Source organism: Sorangiineae bacterium MSr11367 (assembly GCA_037157805.1).
In the GTDB taxonomy this organism is placed as follows: Bacteria; Myxococcota_A; Polyangia; order Polyangiales; family Polyangiaceae; genus Pendulispora; species Pendulispora rubella.
Genome location: CP089983.1, coordinates 10,633,588 through 10,651,369 on the forward strand (window position 1 = coordinate 10,633,588; position 17,782 = coordinate 10,651,369).

General features: G+C 63.9%; 16 protein-coding genes and 1 tRNA gene. 11 read left to right on the forward strand and 6 right to left on the reverse strand.

Translation table 11 applies throughout. The annotated features are described in order from the left end of the window. Positions 1-85: 85 nt before the first annotated feature. A complete protein-coding gene (fumC, locus tag LVJ94_41060) occupies positions 86-1,480 on the reverse strand; it encodes a class II fumarate hydratase (protein ID WXB03281.1) in 1,395 nt (464 codons plus the stop codon). A 360-nt stretch (positions 1,481-1,840) separates the two neighbouring features. Next, positions 1,841-2,131, reverse strand: coding sequence for a hypothetical protein (locus tag LVJ94_41065; GenBank protein WXB03282.1), 291 nt, complete (start codon positions 2,129-2,131; stop codon positions 1,841-1,843). Positions 2,132-2,686: 555 nt separating this feature from the next. Here LVJ94_41065 and LVJ94_41070 point away from each other — a divergent pair. The 8 genes from LVJ94_41070 (at position 2,687) to LVJ94_41105 (ending at position 11,829) form a co-directional block, all read left to right on the forward strand. Further along, positions 2,687-3,271: a phosphatase PAP2 family protein gene (locus tag LVJ94_41070; protein ID WXB03283.1), complete on the forward strand. Its 585-nt coding sequence runs from the start codon at positions 2,687-2,689 to the stop codon at positions 3,269-3,271. A gap of 30 nt (positions 3,272-3,301) precedes the next feature. Next, positions 3,302-3,709: a hypothetical protein gene (locus tag LVJ94_41075; protein ID WXB03284.1), complete on the forward strand. Its 408-nt coding sequence runs from the start codon at positions 3,302-3,304 to the stop codon at positions 3,707-3,709. Positions 3,710-3,962: 253 nt separating this feature from the next. Next, entirely contained in the window at positions 3,963-5,978 is a 2,016-nt protein-coding gene (locus LVJ94_41080; protein ID WXB03285.1) for a DsbA family protein, read from the forward strand. A 118-nt stretch (positions 5,979-6,096) separates the two neighbouring features. After that, positions 6,097-8,076: a thioredoxin domain-containing protein gene (locus LVJ94_41085; GenBank protein WXB03286.1), complete on the forward strand. Its 1,980-nt coding sequence runs from the start codon at positions 6,097-6,099 to the stop codon at positions 8,074-8,076. Beyond that, on the forward strand, positions 8,073-8,633 hold the full coding sequence (locus tag LVJ94_41090; GenBank protein WXB03287.1) for a porin family protein: 561 nt from the start codon (positions 8,073-8,075) through the stop codon (positions 8,631-8,633). Before LVJ94_41085 ends, LVJ94_41090 begins: the two co-directional genes overlap by 4 nt. Then, positions 8,630-9,187, forward strand: a complete 558-nt coding sequence (locus LVJ94_41095; protein WXB03288.1) for a hypothetical protein — start codon at positions 8,630-8,632, stop codon at positions 9,185-9,187. The genes LVJ94_41090 and LVJ94_41095 overlap by 4 nt, the downstream gene beginning before the upstream one ends. Before the next feature lie 505 nt (positions 9,188-9,692). Beyond that, the gene (locus LVJ94_41100) at positions 9,693-10,715 is read left to right on the forward strand and encodes an AraC family transcriptional regulator (GenBank protein ID WXB03289.1); all 1,023 of its coding nucleotides are present in this window, start codon (positions 9,693-9,695) and stop codon (positions 10,713-10,715) included. A gap of 61 nt (positions 10,716-10,776) precedes the next feature. Next, the gene (locus LVJ94_41105) at positions 10,777-11,829 is read left to right on the forward strand and encodes an AraC family transcriptional regulator (protein WXB03290.1); all 1,053 of its coding nucleotides are present in this window, start codon (positions 10,777-10,779) and stop codon (positions 11,827-11,829) included. Between the two features lie 19 nt (positions 11,830-11,848). Here the strand turns inward: LVJ94_41105 and LVJ94_41110 are convergent, their stop codons facing one another. Next, on the reverse strand, positions 11,849-13,081 hold the full coding sequence (locus LVJ94_41110) for an aspartate kinase (GenBank protein WXB03291.1): 1,233 nt from the start codon (positions 13,079-13,081) through the stop codon (positions 11,849-11,851). Between the two features lie 128 nt (positions 13,082-13,209). Between LVJ94_41110 and LVJ94_41115 the strand changes: the two genes are divergently transcribed. The 3 genes from LVJ94_41115 to LVJ94_41125 all read left to right on the forward strand — a co-directional run bounded on the left by LVJ94_41115 (position 13,210) and on the right by LVJ94_41125 (position 14,425). Then, positions 13,210-13,575, forward strand: coding sequence for a flagellar biosynthetic protein FliO (locus LVJ94_41115; protein ID WXB03292.1), 366 nt, complete (start codon positions 13,210-13,212; stop codon positions 13,573-13,575). After that, positions 13,572-14,252, forward strand: a complete 681-nt coding sequence (gene sctR / locus LVJ94_41120) for a type III secretion system export apparatus subunit SctR (GenBank protein ID WXB03293.1) — start codon at positions 13,572-13,574, stop codon at positions 14,250-14,252. The genes LVJ94_41115 and sctR overlap by 4 nt, the downstream gene beginning before the upstream one ends. A 100-nt stretch (positions 14,253-14,352) precedes the next feature. Continuing rightward, positions 14,353-14,425, forward strand: a tRNA-Ala gene (locus LVJ94_41125). A 122-nt stretch (positions 14,426-14,547) separates the two neighbouring features. Here the strand turns inward: LVJ94_41125 and LVJ94_41130 are convergent. The 3 genes from LVJ94_41130 to LVJ94_41140 are packed head-to-tail and all read right to left on the reverse strand — an operon-like array spanning position 14,548 to position 17,625. Continuing rightward, positions 14,548-15,195 (reverse strand): hypothetical protein, encoded by a 648-nt coding sequence (locus LVJ94_41130; protein WXB03294.1) that lies wholly within the window; start codon positions 15,193-15,195, stop codon positions 14,548-14,550. Further along, positions 15,192-17,144 carry a thioredoxin domain-containing protein gene (locus tag LVJ94_41135; GenBank protein ID WXB03295.1) on the reverse strand — a complete coding sequence of 651 codons (1,953 nt, stop codon included), beginning with the start codon at positions 17,142-17,144 and terminating at the stop codon, positions 15,192-15,194. Before LVJ94_41135 ends, LVJ94_41130 begins: the two co-directional genes overlap by 4 nt. 16 nt (positions 17,145-17,160) lie before the next feature. Then, the gene (locus tag LVJ94_41140; GenBank protein ID WXB03296.1) at positions 17,161-17,625 is read right to left on the reverse strand and encodes a hypothetical protein; all 465 of its coding nucleotides are present in this window, start codon (positions 17,623-17,625) and stop codon (positions 17,161-17,163) included. Between the last annotated feature and the right edge of the window lie 157 nt (positions 17,626-17,782).

Sequence of the window (17,782 nt, forward strand, 5' to 3'; positions counted from 1 at the left end):
CTCCCGTGATTCGTTCTTAGGGCCACGTCTTGCTCTTTTTGAGGGAGCGGTCGGGTTGTGGCCCGCGAAAATGAACGCTGCGCGATTACGGAGAAACCATCTTCTCCGGGCGCACCTTTTCGTCGAACTCGGCGGCCGTGAGCAATTTCAACTCGACCACCGCCTCGCGCAGGGTGGTTCCCTTTTGGTGCGCCAGCTTCGCCACCTTGGCGGCATTGTCGTAGCCGATATGCTGGTTGAGCGCGGTCACCAGCATGAGCGAATTGGACAGATGGCGCGCAATCGCCTCGCGGTTCGGTTCGATACCAATCGCGCAATTGTCGTTGAAGCTGTGGAGCGCGTCGGAGATCAATCGAACCGACTCGAGCAAGTTGTGAATCATCACCGGCTTGAAGACGTTCAGCTCGAAGTGGCCCTGGCTGCCCGCGAAGGCCACCGCGGCGTCGTTGCCGAAGACCTGCGTGCACACCATGGTCATGGCCTCGGCCTGCGTCGGGTTCACCTTGCCCGGCATGATGCTGCTCCCCGGCTCGTTCTCCGGGATGCGGATCTCACCGATGCCACAGCGCGGGCCGCTCGCGAGGAGGCGGATGTCGTTGGCAATCTTGAAGCACGCCACGGAGAGGTTGCGGGTGGCCGCACTGGCGGCGACGATGGCATCGTGGGCGGCCAGGCCGGCGAACTTGTTCGGCGCCGTACGGAACGGAAGGCCGGTAAGCTTCGCGATTTCGTCGGCGACAGTGACAGCGTAATCCGGGTGCGTGTTGAGCCCCGTGCCTACGGCACTGCCTCCGAGCGCCAGCTCGAAGAGTCCATCTTCGGCAAGCGTGATGACCTTTTCGGCATATGCGAGTTGCGCGGCGTAGCCCGAGAGCTCCTGCCCCAGGGTGAGCGGCGTGGCATCCATCAAGTGCGTGCGGCCGATCTTGACGATGTCCGAAAAGGCGCGCGACTTCTCTTCCAACGTGGCGCGCAGCTTCTGCACGGCCGGTAGAAGTGTGTTGCGGACCTCCCACGCGGCGGCAACGTGCATCACCGTCGGAAAGACATCGTTCGACGACTGCGACTTGTTGACATCATCGTTCGGGTGAATCGGCTTTTTCGAGCCGATGACGCCCCCCGCCAACTCGATGGCGCGGTTGGAGATCACCTCGTTGGCGTTCATGTTCGACTGCGTGCCACTGCCGGTCTGCCAGACGACCAGGGGGAAATGCTCGTCGAATTTGCCGTCGATCACTTCATCGCACGCGCGCACGATCAGGGATGTTTTCTCGTCATCGAGCTTTTTCAGCTTTCGATTGGCGAGCGCGGCACCTTTCTTCACGATCCCGAAGGCGCGAATGACCGCGCGCGGGAATCTGTGTCCGCCGATCTTGAAGTTTTGCAACGATCGTTGGGTCTGCGCGCCCCAGTAACGATCGGCCTGCACTTCGATGGGCCCCATGCTGTCGGTTTCGACGCGAACACCGCTGTCTTGCATGCTTTTCCTCCGCTTGGCGCCCCGGACATACCACCGATGACGCGTGCGCGCATCCCGGCTAGTACGAGGGGTGGTACGTGCAGCGGCCGGGCGATGACATGGGTCCGCATAGCGGCGTCGGGGCCGCCTTAGCCGCGGCGTCTCGGCCGCTTCGCACACGCACCGACCTTGGCGTGAGGATCGTCTTCGGACCCCGCGGGTCACGAGACGGGTGGGCGCTTTCGACCACCTTAAATGCCAGCGGGGCGTGATGGCTTGCACCACGCCCCGCGACGTTTTCGCACGTTCCGCCGCTCGCTCACTTACTTGGAGAGCGGGCGGGCAGCGGAGACCCGCGAGGAAGATTTTATGGCTTACGAGTTAGTTGCTCCCCGCCGCCTTGGCGCGGCGCTTTGCTCCCGTAGCCTGTCCCCCTTTGCGACCAGCAACACGTGCTTCTTCACTGTTGAAACGATGGGCGGTCCCTGCGCGCTGTGCGGCTTTTCCCCCGCGACTCGCAAGCTCGCTCACGAGTTTCGGATCCATCGCGGCAAACCCCCGACGACGACGCGGCGGCTCGCCGTTCGTCTGCACCTCGGAAGACGGTGCGACGGCGGCTTCCGTCGTGGTGGTCGTGGTTTCGCGAGTGGCGTTGTCGTCGTCGTGAATCATGGGCAATGCTCCTCCTGAAGATGGCGTCCCCCCCTTTGCAGGGGATGCTCGACCGTAAGCAGAGACCGCGCCAGGTCCGTTCGGGAGCAGAAGAACGCCGGGATACCCCTGCTTTAGGCCGATTCTGGAGCGTAACCGTCCCGGAGCTGATGTGTAGCGTTTCGCCCCACGGGTCAAAATGCGTCAGCTTCGATTGCCCCAATGCGGCGTACGATCCCAACCGATTGAACGGGGTCACTAAATGCTGGAAACTGCATGCAGTTCGAGCGTGTGCGACAGCGAGTGGGAAAATGACGCACACAGCCGAAGGCTAAAAGTCGACTTTGGCAGACCACTCGGGGAAAACGAGTGTTTCCGTAGAGTTACTAACGGTTGTGGCAAATGGCCACAATATGCCCATGAGCTGGGTAACGGCTGACCCACCCCCTTCAGCTTTATGGTCGGCAGCGGTGGGTCGAGTGACCAGCCCGAGCGACCAGGTCAAGCTTGGGGAATTGTAAGGTTGAGGGAGTTGCAGGGGGGATGGCGTGGGGTGCACCGTAGGAGTGTCGCGCCATGCTTCCAATTCTGACCCTCGACGAACGAATCTTCCGCTTCTGCTACGACGCGAGCGGAGCGGGACAGCTGCTTCCCGTGATGATCGCGGCATCGATTCTCGGAAGCGGCTGGACGATGTTTGCGCTGGTGCCGCTGCTTGCGCGGGTGGACACGCGAAAGTGGGCGATGGCGCTGACGGTCACCTTGCTGGCCACCGCGGTGATGGTGTTTTCGCTGAAGATGGCCGTGGGGCGGCCTCGGCCGATCGCGGTACTGGCTGGAGTGCACCCGCTGTACGGGGCGCCGACCGACTTCTCGTTTCCGAGCGGGCACTCGGCGGGGTCGTTTTCTACGGCCGCGTTCGTCTCGACGGTGGCGTGGTTCCGGGCGCGGCGGGAGCCCGCGGTGGCGATGGCGATGTACGGGATTTCTGCGGTGATGGTGATGTTGGCCATCGTGATCGGCTATTCGCGGGTCTACCTGGGGGTGCACTTTCCTGGGGATGTGCTGATGGGCGCGGTATTGGGCGGTAGCCTGGGTGGCGCAGGGGGGTACGTCTACGCGACGAAGCTTGCGCGTGATGACGTGCCCGGTGCAGATTAGGAGGCGATGCACCCGGGGTTGAGAACCGTCATGGCCGTCGTCGTCGCGCTTGCGACGTGGCTGGTGGCCGCCCCGGTGTTCGCAGCGACGATTCAATCCGGCCCGGGCGAGGCCCCGGCCGTGCCCTCGCGATCGGCCCCGCAGTGCGACCAGCGCGGAGCGACGACGTTCGCGCCGACGCCGACGTTGGACGCGCCCAATGCGTCGATCGATTTGGGGGATGCCGACGACTGCGATTGCCTGCGCATGCTCGGGTGGAGCGCATACGAGCAAGGGCGGGCGCCGATGCCCCAGTCGGGGGCGGCGATGTCGGAGGCGGTGCTGGCGCGCGTGGCGCGCGTGAAGAAGGCAGCCTTCGTTCGTGCGGCGGTGGTGCCGGCGGTCGAGGAGACCGAGCATCGCGGAGTGCGCGCGCAGGTCGAGCGACCGCCTCGGTAGCCCTTCGTGCACGAGCGCGTGCGCGTGCACGAAGACGATCACGAAAACGACCACGATCACGTGAACGATCACGCTCGCGTGCCTCATGTTCGTGCGGCGTGTCCGTGATCGTATCCCGAGATCGAGATCGAGATCGTGTCCCGTGATCGTGGTCGTGCCCCGTGCACGCGCTCGTGCACGAAGCGCCCCAGCGCAAACCGGGCGAATCGCCGCCCGTTACAGACTTTGTTGCAACTTGGAAAAGGAATGAATCATGGCAAAAGAGAGCAAGGATAAAGCGCCGGAGAGCAAGGCGCAGCCGGCTGCCCCCGAAGGCGGCGGCATGAACACGGGGGTGGCCGTCATTGGCTTCGTCCTGTGCTTCTTGGCGGGAGCGGCCCTCATGTGGGGCTACGACACGCACCGCTTCAAGAGCGGCGAGATCACCGCGGACAACTCGTCGGCCGGTGGAGCGTGGAGCGATTCCGATTCTCCGGTGCCGGTCGACAGCAAGGATCCGGTTTGGGGCAATCGTGCGGCGCCGGTCACCATCGTGGAGTTCTCGGACTTCCAGTGCCCGTATTGCTCGCGCGTGGAGCCGACGATCGAGCAGATCAAGACGACGTACGGCCCGGACAAGGTCCGCATCGTCTGGAAGCACGAGCCGCTTCCCTTCCACCAGAATGCGAAGCCGTCGGCCGAGGCCGCGGAGGGCGTGTTCCAGGCCAAGGGCAGCGACGGGTTCTGGAAGTTCCACGACCTGGCATTCAAGAACCAGCAGCAGCTCACTCCGGAGAACTACGAGAAGTGGGCCCAGCAGGCTGGCGTGACGGACATGGCCAAGTTCAAGGCCGGTCTCTCGTCGCACAAGTGGGCCGACAAGATCGAGAAGGACCACGCGCTCGCCAAGCAGGTGGGCATCAACGGAACGCCGGGCTTCATGATCAACGGCGTCTCGCTCTCGGGCGCGCAGCCGTTCGAGAAGTTCAAGACGGTCATCGATCAGGAGCTCCAGAAGGCACAGGCGAAGATCGCGTCCGGCACGTCCAAGGACAAGGTCTACGTCGCGATGTCGCAGGAGAACAAGAAGGCCGCGCCCCCGCCGGCCGACGACGAGGACGAGAAGGAAGACAAGTCGATCTGGAAGGTGCCCGTCGGCAAGAGCCCGGTGCTCGGCAGCGACAAGGCACTCGTCACGATCGTGGAGTTTTCGGACTTCCAGTGCCCGTACTGCAAGCGCGGCGAGGAGAGCCTGAAGAAGGTTCGCGAGACCTACGGCGACAAGGTTCGCATCGTGTGGAAGCACGAGCCGCTTCCGATGCACCCGCGCGCCGAGCCGGCCGCCGAGCTCGCGCTCGAGGCCCGCGCCCAGAAGGGCGACAAAGGCTTCTGGGATGCGCACGACAAGCTGTTCGAGTCGGCGCCGAAGCTCGAAGACGGCGACCTCGAGGCGGTGGCCAAGGATCTCGGCATCAACGTCGAGAAGGCCAAGGCTGCGATCAAGGAGCACAAGTACAAGAAGGAAATCGACGCCGATCAGGACCAGGCCGACGACTTCCAGGCCTCGGGCACGCCGCACTTCTTCATCAACGGCCGCCGCCTCGTGGGTGCGCAGCCCTTCGAGAAGTTCAAGGGCGTGATCGACGAGGAGATCACCAAGGCGAACGCGCTGCTCGGCAAGGGCACGAAGCCGAACGAGGTCTACGACACGCTGGTGAAGGACGGCAAAGGCGTCCCCGAACCGGAGAAGAAGAACGTCGCGCTCCCGACCAACGCCCCGGTGAAGGGCAATCCGAGCGCGAAGGTGACGATCCTCGAGATCAGCGACTTCCAGTGCCCGTTCTGCAAGCGCGTGAACGACTCGGTGAAGGAAGTGATGAAGAACTACGGCGACAAGGTGAAGATCACCTGGCGTCACCTGCCGCTGCCGATGCACCCCGATGCACCGCTCGCGGCGCAGGCTGCCCAAGAGGCCTTCAAGCAGAAGGGCTCGGAGGCGTTCTGGAAGATGCACGACCTGCTCTTCGACAACCAGGGCACCGAAGGTGGCCTGAAGCGCGAGGCGCTCGACAAGTACGCCCAGCAGATTGGGCTCGACATGGCGAAGTTCAAGTTGGCGCTCGACAATCAGGTCCACAAGGCCGAGGTCGACGCGGACGCGAAGGTCGCCAACGACGCCGGCATCAACGGCACGCCGGCCTTCCTCATCAACGGCTACTACGTGAACGGCGCGCAGCCGTACGCGAAGTTCCGTAAGGTGATCGACCGCGCCCTCGCCGAGGCGAAGTAGTCGCAACGTCCGTAAACGTGCCCGTTCCCCTGCCCCTGCCCGATACCCGTCGGCAGGGAGCTCGGGTACGGGCATGGGCACGGGCACGTTTACGGGGGCTTAGGTTAGAAAGACGACGATGAAAGCTTGGCTTGGACTTTGCGCGGCTCTGTTGCTCGGATGCGGGAGCGCGCCGTATCAAACTTCGCAGCCTGCACCGGCGAAAACCGACGCCAAAAAGGCGACCGACGTGGAGGCTACGTCGCAGGTCAGCGAGAACGAGGGCCCCGTTCCGATTGGGCCGGACGATCCGGTGTGGGGCAGCCGTTGGGCGCCGGTCACCATCGTCGAGATTGGCGATTTTCAGTGCCCGTTTTGTGAGCGGGCCGAGCACACCGTCGAGCAGTTGAAGGCCGATTACGGCAAGGACAAGCTCCGGGTGGTCTGGAAGAATTTTCCACTCCCCTTCCACGCCGATGCGCAGGTGCTCGCGGAGGCGGGGCAAGGCGTGTTCGCGTTGGGCGGGAATGCCGCGTTTTGGAAGTTCCACGCGGTGGCGTTCGCGCGGATGAAAGAGCGCAACCCGGACGTGCGTGCGACTTCGGCCGAGCTCTCGTCGTGGGCTCAAGAGGCGGGTGTCGACGGTAAGAAGATCCTGCTCGGGCTCGACAAGCATACGTGGGGCGAGAAGGTCCGCCGCGACATGGACGTGCTCGCGGAGCTCAAGGTCAATGGCACACCGGCCTTCTTCATCAACGGTGTTCTGATTTCGGGCGCGCAGCCGAAGGAGTCGTTCACGCGGGTCATCGACGAGGAGATGATCAAGGCGGCGGCCCAGGCGAAGGCCGGCACGGTGCGCGATCGCATTTACCTGGAGATGACCGCGACCAATCGCAAGAACGCGAAGGACGCGGATGACGACGAGAAGGACGACCCGTCGGCCGACAAGACGATTTACAAGGTGCCGCTGGGCGCGAGTCCGATCTTGGGGCCGGCGAATGCACCGGTGACCATCGTCGAGTTCAGCGACTTCGAGTGCCCCTTCTGCAAGCGCGCCGAGGACACGGTCAAGACGCTGACCGAGAAGTACCCGAAGGACGTGCGCATCGTTTGGAAGAACAATCCGCTGCCCTTCCACAAGCGGGCCATGCCGGCGGCGGAGCTCGCGGTGGAGGCGCAGACCCAAAAGGGAGTGCGCGGGTTCTGGGCGGCGCACGACAAGCTGTTCGAAAAGTCACCGGCGCTGGACGAAGCGGATTTGCTGGCCATCGCGGGTGACGTGAAGCTCGATGCCGCCAAGGTGAAGACGGCCTTTTCGTCGCACCGGCACAAGGTGAAGATCGAAGCGGACCAATTCTTGGCCGACGATTTGGGCGCAACCGGAACGCCGACGTTCTTCGTCAATGGACGGCGCGTCGTCGGTGCGCAGCCCATCGAGGTGTTCGACAAGGTCATCGAGCAGGAGCTTCAGCGGGCGCGAGACCTTCTCGCGAAGGGAACGGCGCCGACGAAGCTCTACGAAGCCTTGGTCAAAGATGGGAAGAGTGCGCCGGAGCCCGAGCGCAAGACCGTGCCGCCGGCGAAGGATGCGCCGACCCGTGGACAGGCGGCGGCGAAGGTCACCATCGTGGAGTTCTCGGACTTCCAGTGCCCCTTCTGCCAGCGCGTGAACGGCACCATCGAGCAGCTCATGAAGGAGTACGACGGGCGCGTGAAGCTCGTGTTCCGTCACCTGCCCCTTCCCTTCCATCCGAATGCGCACATCGCGGCGGAGGCGGCGACGGAGGCCTATCGGCAAAAAGGGAGCGCGGGCTTCTTCAAGATGCATGATTTGCTATTTGCCAATCAGGCGCAGCTCGACCGCGATTCGCTCCAAGGCTATGCCGGGCAGGTGGGATTGGACGTCACCAAGTTCGGACAATCGCTGGATGCGCACACCCACAGCGCGGACATCGATGCCGACGCCAAGGTGGCGACCGATTCGGGCATCAATGGGACGCCGTCGTTCCTCATCAATGGGTATTACCTCTCGGGCGCCCAACCGTATCGGAGCTTCAAGCGCCTCGTGGAGCGCGCGCTTGCGGAGACGGCGAAACCGGCCGCTGGAAAAGCGCGTTGAAGCGTTGGCTCGGTGCCTCGTGCGCCGCCTTGGCGCTCGCCATCGCCCCGCGCGATGCGGGCGCGCAGGAGCGAAAGCACCATTTGGGGCTGGGCGGCGGGCTCTCCATCCTCAAGGTCGACGATAAGAGCACGCACTCCATCGGGCCGATTTTCACGCTGCATTACGCGTATCAAATCACCGACGCGTTTCGCTTCCTCAGCGAGGCCTCGTCGGCCATCGTGGCCAAAGAGGAGACGCCCGGGCAGGACGTGCCGCACACGCGACCCACGGGGGTCGATACGCTGGGGGCGGGCGTGGGTTATGTGCTCGACGTGCTGCAAAAGTGGGCCCCATACGGTGGCGTGATGGCCAGCGGATCGGCGCTCACCGGCGGTACGTTGGACAAGACGCTTTTCACCTTCGGGATCCAGTTGGCCGTAGGAGTCGATTACATGGTTACTCCCCATTTTGCGCTCGGCGCTGCCGTCCGGCAGCACCTGTTGCTCACCGAAATGAAGCAGTATCCCTCTTATTATTCGGGCTTTCTCCGAGCCGAAATCGTGTGGGGCCGATGAAACCGCGCTTCGTCATGCTCACCGCGGCGCTGCTCGCACTCGCAGGCGCGCGGGAGGCCCAGGCCTTCGAGCGGCAGCATCACCTGGGGTTCGGCGGCGGTTTCAGCCTGCTCAAGGCGGAGAATACGTCGCTCGCACCGGGCGGTGGGGGCGCCATCCACTACAGCTATGGGCTGAGCGACAGCCTCAACTTGCTCGTCGAGGGCGGAACGTCGGTGCTGTCCATTCCGGCGCCGGAGGGCTTCGCTGGGGCGTCCGGGAGCCGCACGCTGCTGCTCTCGTCCTTGGGCGCGGGCATCGGCTACAGCTTCGACGTCGTGCAGTGGGTTCCCTACGTCGGCATCCTCGGCAGCGGATACCTCGCGTACGGACCGGCCAGCGACGGTGCAGTAGGGGCCGCGGGGGTGCAGGCCGCGTTGGGCATCGATTACCAAGTGTCGCGCAGCTTTTCCGTCGGATTGGCGCTGCGGCAGCACGTTCTCCTGTCGAAGATCACCACGTACCCGAGCTACACGACCGCATTCTTGCGCGCCGAATACGTGTGGGGCTGGTAACCCGCGCGGGGAGCTTGACGCTGTGCAGCGTTGGCGCGTCGTACTGCTCCGTCCGGCGAGAAATTTCGGGGGGCGTGATCACTTTTTTCCCGGCCGCCAGTTCGATATTAATACGTCGTCCTTGATTTCGAACCTGCAGGACGTTCACCGCCACGAGTGTCGTGGTCGGATCTCCTGTGCGGGAAACATTGGCCGATGTGCAGGCGCGCGCCACGTGCGAGCGCACGGCGGTGACGAATAGAGAGGAAATCATCACCATCATCCGATCGGGCACCGGGATTGGTCGAATATCTACGATGACATTTCGACTCCACCCTCCGGTGCTTCCCAGGTCCAGACCTGTGATGTTCACGTCCGATCAATTGCGGCGCTGACGTGGGGGCAAGTTCCCGCGCAAGCTAGAGCTCCTGCCGCTTTGGCGCCCTGGGCGCATGGGGGAGGGAAGCTCCATGTGGTGGCGAACGTACCCAGATACATGCATTCTTTAGGGCATGGTATCGGTACCATGTTGATTCGGTCACCCTTCCTTCCTCTCCTCTTCGAATCCATGCGCGCCAATGGTCATGAAGCGACGGCCGACGGCATCCAACGCGAGCTCGAACTCCCTGCGCCGACGGCGGGGCTCGTGAGCGAGATGACCGTCCCGCTTCCGACGTTCCGCGCAGCAACCGCCCTCGCGGCCGAGCGGCTCGGAGATGATTACCTCGGCCTTCACCTCGCCATGCGCGTGCCGCACGGTAGCTACGGCCTCCTCGAGTACGCGGCGCGCAATGCGCCAGACGTCGGGGAAGTCCTGAACCGCATCGCGCGCTACCTTCCGTTGGTCTCGGACACCACCCGCATCGAGTTGCGAAAACTCGAGCAAGAATGCTCCCTGGTGCACTACGTGCCCGAGGAGCCTGGAGCTATAGGTCGGCACGCCAACGAATTCAGCCTCGCCATGGTCCTGCGCGTCGTCCGCGAGGCGAGTCAGGTCGCCGTCTCCGCGCGCCGCGTGGAGTTCGCGCATGGCGCCCCAGCCGACACCGCGGAGCTGGAGCGCTTCTTCGGCACGTCGAACATCGCGTTCGATGCCGCCCACAACCTCCTCGCCTTCGAGGAGCGCACGATCGCGCTTCCCATCAACGGGAGCGACCTCGCACTGCTCCCTTGGCTCGACAGCTACGCCGCCACGATGCTTCCGCACGAGTCGGCGCTGGCTGCACGTATCCCCGGTCTGCACGAGCAGATTCGCCTCTGCCTGCAGACGAAAGAGGCCCCTACCCTGGCCGAGGTCGCGCGCCGCATGCAACTCAGCGGACGCACCTTGCAGCGCCGTCTTCAAGATGCGCGCACCTCGTTTCAGGACGTACTGGACGCCGTCCGGCGTGAGCTGGCCGAGTCGTACCTGTCCGACCCGAAGTTGACCGTTTACGAAATTGCATTGCTGCTCGGTTATTCGCACCGCAGCGGGTTCGAACGCGCCTTCATGAAATGGTGCGGAACGACCCCGCGCGAATTCCGACTCCGCCGCGCACGCGCATCATGATTCTCGCGCCTCGTGCGCGCTCGCTCGTTAGGCCCACACCGATTTCATCAGGTTCAAAAACATGCTTTTTCGATCTTCGTTCCTCCCGACTCTCCTCGACTGGCTCGTGACGAAGGGCGCGGCCGACGCCGTGGCCACCATCCGGCGCGAGCTCGAACTCCCCGAGCCCACGGGCGACGTTCTCAAGGTCATGACCATCCCGATGGAGGTGTTTCGCGAAGCGATCGCACGCGCCGCCGCGGCCACGGGCGATGACTACCTGGGTCTGCACATGGCCATGGAGCGGCAGCCCGGCAGCTACGGGCTCGTCGAATACGCCGCACGCAACGCGGCCGACATCGAGGATGCGGTGAACCGCGTCTCGCAATACATGACGCTTCTCTCGGACTCGGCGCGCATCGAGCTGCGCAAGGGCCCGAACGAGGCGTCCGTCGTGCACCGCATTCCCGGCGATCCCGAGTGCATGGGACGCCATGCGAGCGAGTTCGTGCTGGCCGTTTGCTTGAGCGTCATGCAAGAGAGCACGGCCCGGCCGATCAAACTGCTCCGCGTGGAGTTCGCGCACCCGGCGCCGGCCGATGTGACGCCGCTCGAGCAATACTTCGGGACGACGCAGCTTCACTTCCAGGCCGGGCGCAACGAGCTCACCTTCGATCGCGAGGTGCTCTCCTACCCCATGGTCGCGGGCGATCCGAAGCTTCTTCCCTGGCTCGAGAAGTACGCGGACTCGCTGATGGTGCCGGAGTCGGGCATCATCCAGCGCATTCCTGGCCTGCACGAGCAGATCCGGCAATGCCTGCAGGCGCGCATCACGCCGACCTTGGCCGAAATCGCGAAGCGGCTCCAGTTCAGCGGGCGCACCTTGCAGCGGCGCCTCCAAGAGGCGCACACCTCGTTCCAAGAGGAGCTCGACGAGGTGCGCCGCGACTTGGCCGAGACCTACCTGCGCGACCCGAAGCTGACGATCTACGAGATTGCGCTGCTCCTCGGCTATTCGGACCGCAGCGGCTTCGAGCGCGCCTTCATGAAATGGCGCGGCGCCACCCCCGGCGGATTCCGCCGAAAGATGGCGCAGGTTGCGACGGCCCCGGAGCCGTCGTCCCAGGTCGCCTGAAGACCTGGGACGAGCCTCGTCAGGCCTTGTCGGAGAGGCCGAACCCCGCGTGCAAGGCGCGGACGGCGAGCTCGGTGTACTTGTCGGCAACGAGACAGGAGACCTTGATCTCGCTGGTCGAGATGGCCGAGATGTTGATGCCCTCCTGCGCGAGGATGCGGAACATCTTGGCCGCGACGCCAGCGTGCGAGCGCATGCCCAAGCCGACGATGGAGACCTTGACGATGCCCTCGTCGTAGCGAACCGACTGGGCCTTCAGTGACTTGGCGACTTCCTCGATGAACGGCTTCGCGCGGGGCAAGTCGGTCTTGAGGACGGTGAAGGCCACGTCCGTGCGGCTCTCGCCGTTGTTTCCGACGGCGGGGCTCTGGATGATCATGTCGACGGAGATGTTCTTCTCCGCGATGGTGCCGAAAAGCTCGGCCACGACGCCCGGCTTGTCTTCGACGCCCGCAACCACCACGCGCGCTTCGTTCTTGTCGTACGCCACGCCGGTGACGACCACCTCTTCCAGCGATTTGTCTTCTTTGGTCACCCAGGTACCCTCCGCGTCGGAAAACGAACTTCGAACGTGGATCGGTACGCCATACTTCATGGCGATTTCCACGCTCCGGATCTGGAGAACTTTGGCGCCGAGCGAGGCCAGCTCCAGCATTTCTTCGAACGAGATTTTCGGGATTTTGCGGGCCTCGGGGCACACGCTCGGATCCGTCGTGTAGACGCCGTCGACGTCCGTGTAGATCTCGCAGACGTCGGCCCCGATGGCCGCGGCCACGGCGACGGCGGTGGTGTCCGAACCGCCGCGTCCCAACGTGGTGATGTCGCCGTTCTCGTCGACACCCTGGAAGCCGGCCACGACCGCGATGGCACCCTTTTTATGGGTGGAGAAGATCTTCGAGCCTTCGATGGCCTTGATGCGCGCCTTGCTGTAGGCGCCGTCCGTCAGGATCTTCACCTGGTGGCCGAGCAGCGAACGGGCCTTGCCGCCCTCCTGCTGGATGGCCAGCGCGGTGAGCGCCGCCGAGACCTGCTCGCCGGTGGCCGCGATGACGTCCATCTCGCGCGCATCGGGAATTTCGGTCACTTCGTGGGCGAGCTTGAGCAGGCGATTGGTTTCGCCACTCATCGCACTCACGATGACCACGACCTGATGGCCCTGGGCAGCGGTTGCCAAACAGCGCCGGGCCACGTTGCGAATCCGGTCGATCGAGCCGACCGAAGTGCCACCGAACTTCTGCACGATGAGCGCCACGTTGTCCCCTTACTTGAGTGTCACATGTAGGTTGAAAAACAGGTACTCTCGCGGGGCCGCGACCCTTGGAAAGCGGCACCTTGTTTAGGTTAAATGACGCAAACAGGCAACGGACGGATGACAAGACATTGAGCGCTTATGGCAGCTACATCGTCGAAACGTTCGTCACATTGGTGGCCGTGTGCGCCATTGCCTTCGTCGTCCTCTACGGAGCCAAGCGGTTGGGCATGGGGAGGTCCAGCGGCGCCATCCAGCTCGTGGGGCAACTTCCACTCGACGCCCGGCGCTGCATTTACCTGGTGAAGGTCGGCGGGCAGGTGCTCGTGGTCGGTGTGGGCGAAGGCGGATTCACCAAGCTGGCCGAGATGCCTGAAAGCGCGTTCCCCGACTTGCCCGAAGCGGGGGCGGCGGCGCCCGGCGGCTTTGCGGACGTACTAGCTCGGCTGGCGCGCCGCCCCAACGACGGCGGCGCGAAGAAGGAGGAGGGGTCGTGAATCCCGCCGTTGGGGTAGACGATACGCTTGGCCGGCCGCTCGCGTTGGTCGTGGCGCTCGCGCTCGTATCGTTGATCCCGTTCGCCTTCATGAGCGTGACCGCGTTCGTGAAGATCTCCACGGTGCTGCAGATCGTGCGAAGCGCCATCGGCGCCGCCTCGGTGCCGTCGAACACGGTCATCCTGGCGCTGGCGAGCGCGCTGACGTTGCTGGCCATGGCCCCGGTGGGGCAGCGGATTTTGGACCGCGCCGAGCCTCTCTGGTCGGGCAAGGGGCCGAAGGACACGATGTCCTTGGTTTCCCAGGGCCTCGAGGCCGTGCGGGAGCCGATGCGCGATTTTTTGGCGGCGAACGCCTCGGAACGTGAGAAGGCGCGCTTCCTGGACGTCGCCCGCAAGACGCGGCCCGAGCCGGATCGGGCCGCGGTGACGGACAAGGACCTGCCGATTCTGATTCCGGCGTTCGTGGTGACGGAGCTGACCGAGGCCTTCGCCATCGGCTTCCTCTTGTTCTTGCCCTTTCTGGTCATCGACCTGGTCGTCTCCAACGTGCTCCTGGCGTTGGGCATGCAAATGTTGAGTCCGACGCAGGTGAGCCTGCCGTTCAAGCTGCTGCTCTTCGTGGCCATCGACGGCTGGGGGCTGCTGGCGCAGTCGCTCGTCGCGGGGTACCGGTAAGGGCGAGAGACCGGGAAAGCGACGGATCTCGCGCAGCTAAACAACGAGGTGCTTGACTTCTAAACCGCCGCGCGTAGAGTCCGCGCCCGTCGCAGTTGTTGGGGCAATAGCTCAGCTGGGAGAGCGCCGCGTTCGCAATGCGGAGGTCAGGGGTTCGATCCCCCTTTGCTCCACTGTTTAGTGGAATGGTTTCGGGCAGGTAGAAGCGGGCTCGAGACCATGGGTCTACTCTCCTGGCGCATCGGGGTGGGCGCCGCGATGGGAAACAGGACCTTGAGCGGCCGTGGGCCGTCTTTTACGGTTTCGGCCTCCACCATTTTTCCGGAGGGAGTGCCGGGCCGGCCTCGGTCTCGATCGTCCAATGGGGACCGCGAATTTGGACGTCGCCGCTCATGCAGTCGCCGAGTTCGTCGCGGTAGTCGGCAAGTCGTTCCACCAACTCGGCGGCGCCCTCCTCCGGGTGCTGGCGCGCGCGCTCCTCGAGTTCGTGCCCGATTCGAGTGAGAGCCTCTTTCAACTTGGGCTCGTCGTGAATCACCAACCGCCGCGGGTCGTCGCGTACTCCGAGTGCGATATCGCCCACCGTGACCAAATCGCGGATCGGGGGGTCGTCCAACTCCGACGCCGTTTCGCCGCGAGGGAACGGTGCCGGCTCCGCGACCTCGGACGGGGGCGACGCGTGCGGTGCCGCTGGTGCGGGCCGCCCTGCGAGTCTCGACCGCGGCGCGGTTTGCGGAGCTGGCTGCGGAGCGGGCTCGGGTTCGCGTAACCTCGGCACCGGTGGCCACGAGTCCTCTTCGTGCAGTGCGCTGGGCTCCGAGCTCACGTGCCGCGATGCATGCGAAGGGCCCGGCCGGGCGACCAACCATGATCCAACGGCCGCGAGCGCGGAAAGGGCGGCCGCCACGCAAAGAAGGGTCCGCCATCGATTCGTCCCGTTCATCGCGCCTCACGCTGCAGCGCTTCGTCGATCACGCGACGAAATGTCTCAATTGGCAAAGCGCCTGGGACCAATTGCCCGTTGACGAAGACCGCGGGCGTACCGACCGGCCCCGCCAAGCTGACGCCGTAGTCCGTATCCTCGCGGACCGCCGGCTCGAATTTCCCGCTGTCCAATGCGCTGCGAAATCGGTCCATATCGAGACCGAGGCTCGCAGCGTGGCGCTCGAGCATCCCACGACCAAGCACGTAAGGCCGGCTGAAGATCTTGTCGTGCATTTCCCAAAAGCGCCCCTGCTCGGCCGCGGCGCGAGCCGCCACGTGCGCGCCCATGGCGTCGGGGTGGATATCCGTGCTCGGTGCGTCCTTCCACACGACGCGAATCGCATCGCCGTATTGATTGCGCAATTGGTCGAGCGTTCGTTCAAGCCTCGAACAATACGGACATTGGAAATCCGAAAACGTCACGATGGTGACCGGTGCGTTCTGCGGACCGCGAATCGGCGATGAGCCAACGTCCACCGGATAGCTTCCTTTCGGCAAGGGCGGGCGCTCTTCGGGCCGAAACCCCGCCCCGGGATCGCCGCCCGCGATGATATGCTCGTAGAGCCGGGCCGAGGAAATCCCCTGATCGAGGAGCCGCTCGGCGTGCTTCATCTCTTCCGCGACCAGGATTCGGACTTCGGCCGCCGTGAACTTTCCCTCTCCGTGCGCCAGACGCCGACCATTGATGAAGAGTGCCGGAAGATTGCGAATCGCGAGATTCTCCGAAAGCTCGAGATCGCGACTCACGTGTTCGGTATAGGGTCGGTCATCGAGTGCCTCTCGAAAACGGGCCATGTCGAGTTTCAGCTTTCGCGCGTACCCCTCGAGCCGATCGCGGTCGAACGCCGGGTTCGCGAACAGCAAATCGTGCATCGGCCAGAATTTTCCCTCGCGGCCGGCGGCCAATGCGGCTTCGGAAGCGAGCATGACCGCCGGATGGTCGGGGATCGGGCGGAACTTCCACACGATGCGAACGTCACGAGGATATGCGGCAGCGACGGCGTCGAGCTCCTTCTCGAAGGATCCGCACCGCTCGCACTCGAAGTCGGACCAGAGAACGACGGTCACTTTGGCGTCGGCGGGCCCTCGTGTGGGCGATTCGCCAAGATCGACTTTGTAAACGGTGTTCGGATTCGCGGGCGGTATGCCCTCGTGCTTGTCGTGCTGCAGCGTCGAATCGGACGGAGGCACGTGCGCAATCCGCTGATAGAGCGACTTCGGAGGCGTGCCCTCCTTCAGAAGGGCATTCGCAACGACGAGCTCTTCGTCGATGACTCTCTTGTACGTCGCGTGGTCCCGCAGCCCGCGAACCGGGCGACCATTGACGAACAGGACCGGGGCGCCTCGAACTTGAATATTGGCAGCCAAAATCGAATCGCCGTCGACCTTCAATCGAGCTCGCTCAGACGCAATGGCGTCGCGAAAGCGATCCATGTCGAGCCCGAGCTCTTGGCCATATCGCTCGAGCGATGCGCGATCCAACGCATTTTGGTGTTTGAACAGGGTATCGTGATATGCCCAGAATTTACCCTGTTCGGCCGCGGCCGCCGAGGCCTCGCCGGCGAGTTGTGAATCAGGATAAATCGGCAACGGGTTGTGTCGATACTGAATGCGAAGCGCGGCCCCATACTCACGGCGCAGCCCCTGAAGATGCTCGGTGATGCGTGCGCAATAGGGAGATTGAAAGTCGCAAAAAACCACCAAGGTGACCGCCGCCGTCGCCGGTCCGCGGAGTGGCGTCGTCTCGTCGAGCGGAATCCAGATACGAGCCTCGGCCGCTCCAGCGGCTTCACCGACTTCACCTGCGTGCGCAGGCGCGGAGGCGCCCATGGGCGGCTTCGATTTGCATCCGAGAATTCCGAAAAGAAGCGCAAGCGACGCGACTCGCGCGAACCGTGCGATGGTCATGTGGGATCAGCCGTTATTAGAAGTGAAAGGTTGCCGTTCCCTGCCCCGACCCGTAGGTGAAGTCGCCCCGCCGCCTGCACGTGCCATCGGAATGCCCGATTCCGAGTGCATCCAGCAGGCCTTTGGTACCTTCCATTCGCCCGCAGCACGACTGGTCCCACACTTTGGCGTTCGAGCTCTTGTTGCCCCTTGTCACTTTCACGGTGGCCCCACAGCTCGCGCGTGACGCCACGTCCCGGGCGAATCGCGATGCCGAATCGCTGCAACCCATCCCGCAGGCGCCCCGTGCATCGTTACCATTGGCGCATTTGAGCCACGCGCAGGAACCCTCGTAATAAAGTGTCTTCGCCACCGCCGCGGCGGCCGGTGCGGCCAAGGCCGCGGCATTCTCGCCTTCGTTCGGTTCGCTTTCGTTCTCGTCCACCGCGCCGCCGTCCGCTGCGCAACCCGTTAGTCCAAGACACACCGCGGCAATCGCCATCGCCAAGGATCTACTGTACCCAGTCATCTCGTGATCTCCTTTTGCACATTTGAAACGTGCATACCAAAGCTACACACACGCTGAATGATTCGAACCGAGACACCAACTTCGTGCTCGTCGCCATCCAACACACTCTCTCGAGAGCGAAGAGGAATGG

What these genes read in the sequence shown, in the direction of transcription:
- fumC (WXB03281.1), bottom strand. Translation starts at nt 1,480, where the DNA reads ATGCAAGACAGCGGTGTTCGCGTCGAAACCGACAGCATGGGGCCCATC.
- LVJ94_41065 (WXB03282.1), bottom strand. Translation starts at nt 2,131, where the DNA reads ATGATTCACGACGACGACAACGCCACTCGCGAAACCACGACCACCACG.
- LVJ94_41070 (WXB03283.1), top strand. Translation starts at nt 2,687, where the DNA reads ATGCTTCCAATTCTGACCCTCGACGAACGAATCTTCCGCTTCTGCTAC.
- LVJ94_41075 (WXB03284.1), top strand. Translation starts at nt 3,302, where the DNA reads ATGGCCGTCGTCGTCGCGCTTGCGACGTGGCTGGTGGCCGCCCCGGTG.
- LVJ94_41080 (WXB03285.1), top strand. Translation starts at nt 3,963, where the DNA reads ATGGCAAAAGAGAGCAAGGATAAAGCGCCGGAGAGCAAGGCGCAGCCG.
- LVJ94_41085 (WXB03286.1), top strand. Translation starts at nt 6,097, where the DNA reads ATGAAAGCTTGGCTTGGACTTTGCGCGGCTCTGTTGCTCGGATGCGGG.
- LVJ94_41095 (WXB03288.1), top strand. Translation starts at nt 8,630, where the DNA reads ATGAAACCGCGCTTCGTCATGCTCACCGCGGCGCTGCTCGCACTCGCA.
- LVJ94_41100 (WXB03289.1), top strand. Translation starts at nt 9,693, where the DNA reads ATGTTGATTCGGTCACCCTTCCTTCCTCTCCTCTTCGAATCCATGCGC.
- LVJ94_41105 (WXB03290.1), top strand. Translation starts at nt 10,777, where the DNA reads ATGCTTTTTCGATCTTCGTTCCTCCCGACTCTCCTCGACTGGCTCGTG.
- LVJ94_41130 (WXB03294.1), bottom strand. Translation starts at nt 15,195, where the DNA reads ATGAACGGGACGAATCGATGGCGGACCCTTCTTTGCGTGGCGGCCGCC.
- LVJ94_41135 (WXB03295.1), bottom strand. Translation starts at nt 17,144, where the DNA reads ATGACCATCGCACGGTTCGCGCGAGTCGCGTCGCTTGCGCTTCTTTTC.
- LVJ94_41140 (WXB03296.1), bottom strand. Translation starts at nt 17,625, where the DNA reads ATGGCGATTGCCGCGGTGTGTCTTGGACTAACGGGTTGCGCAGCGGAC.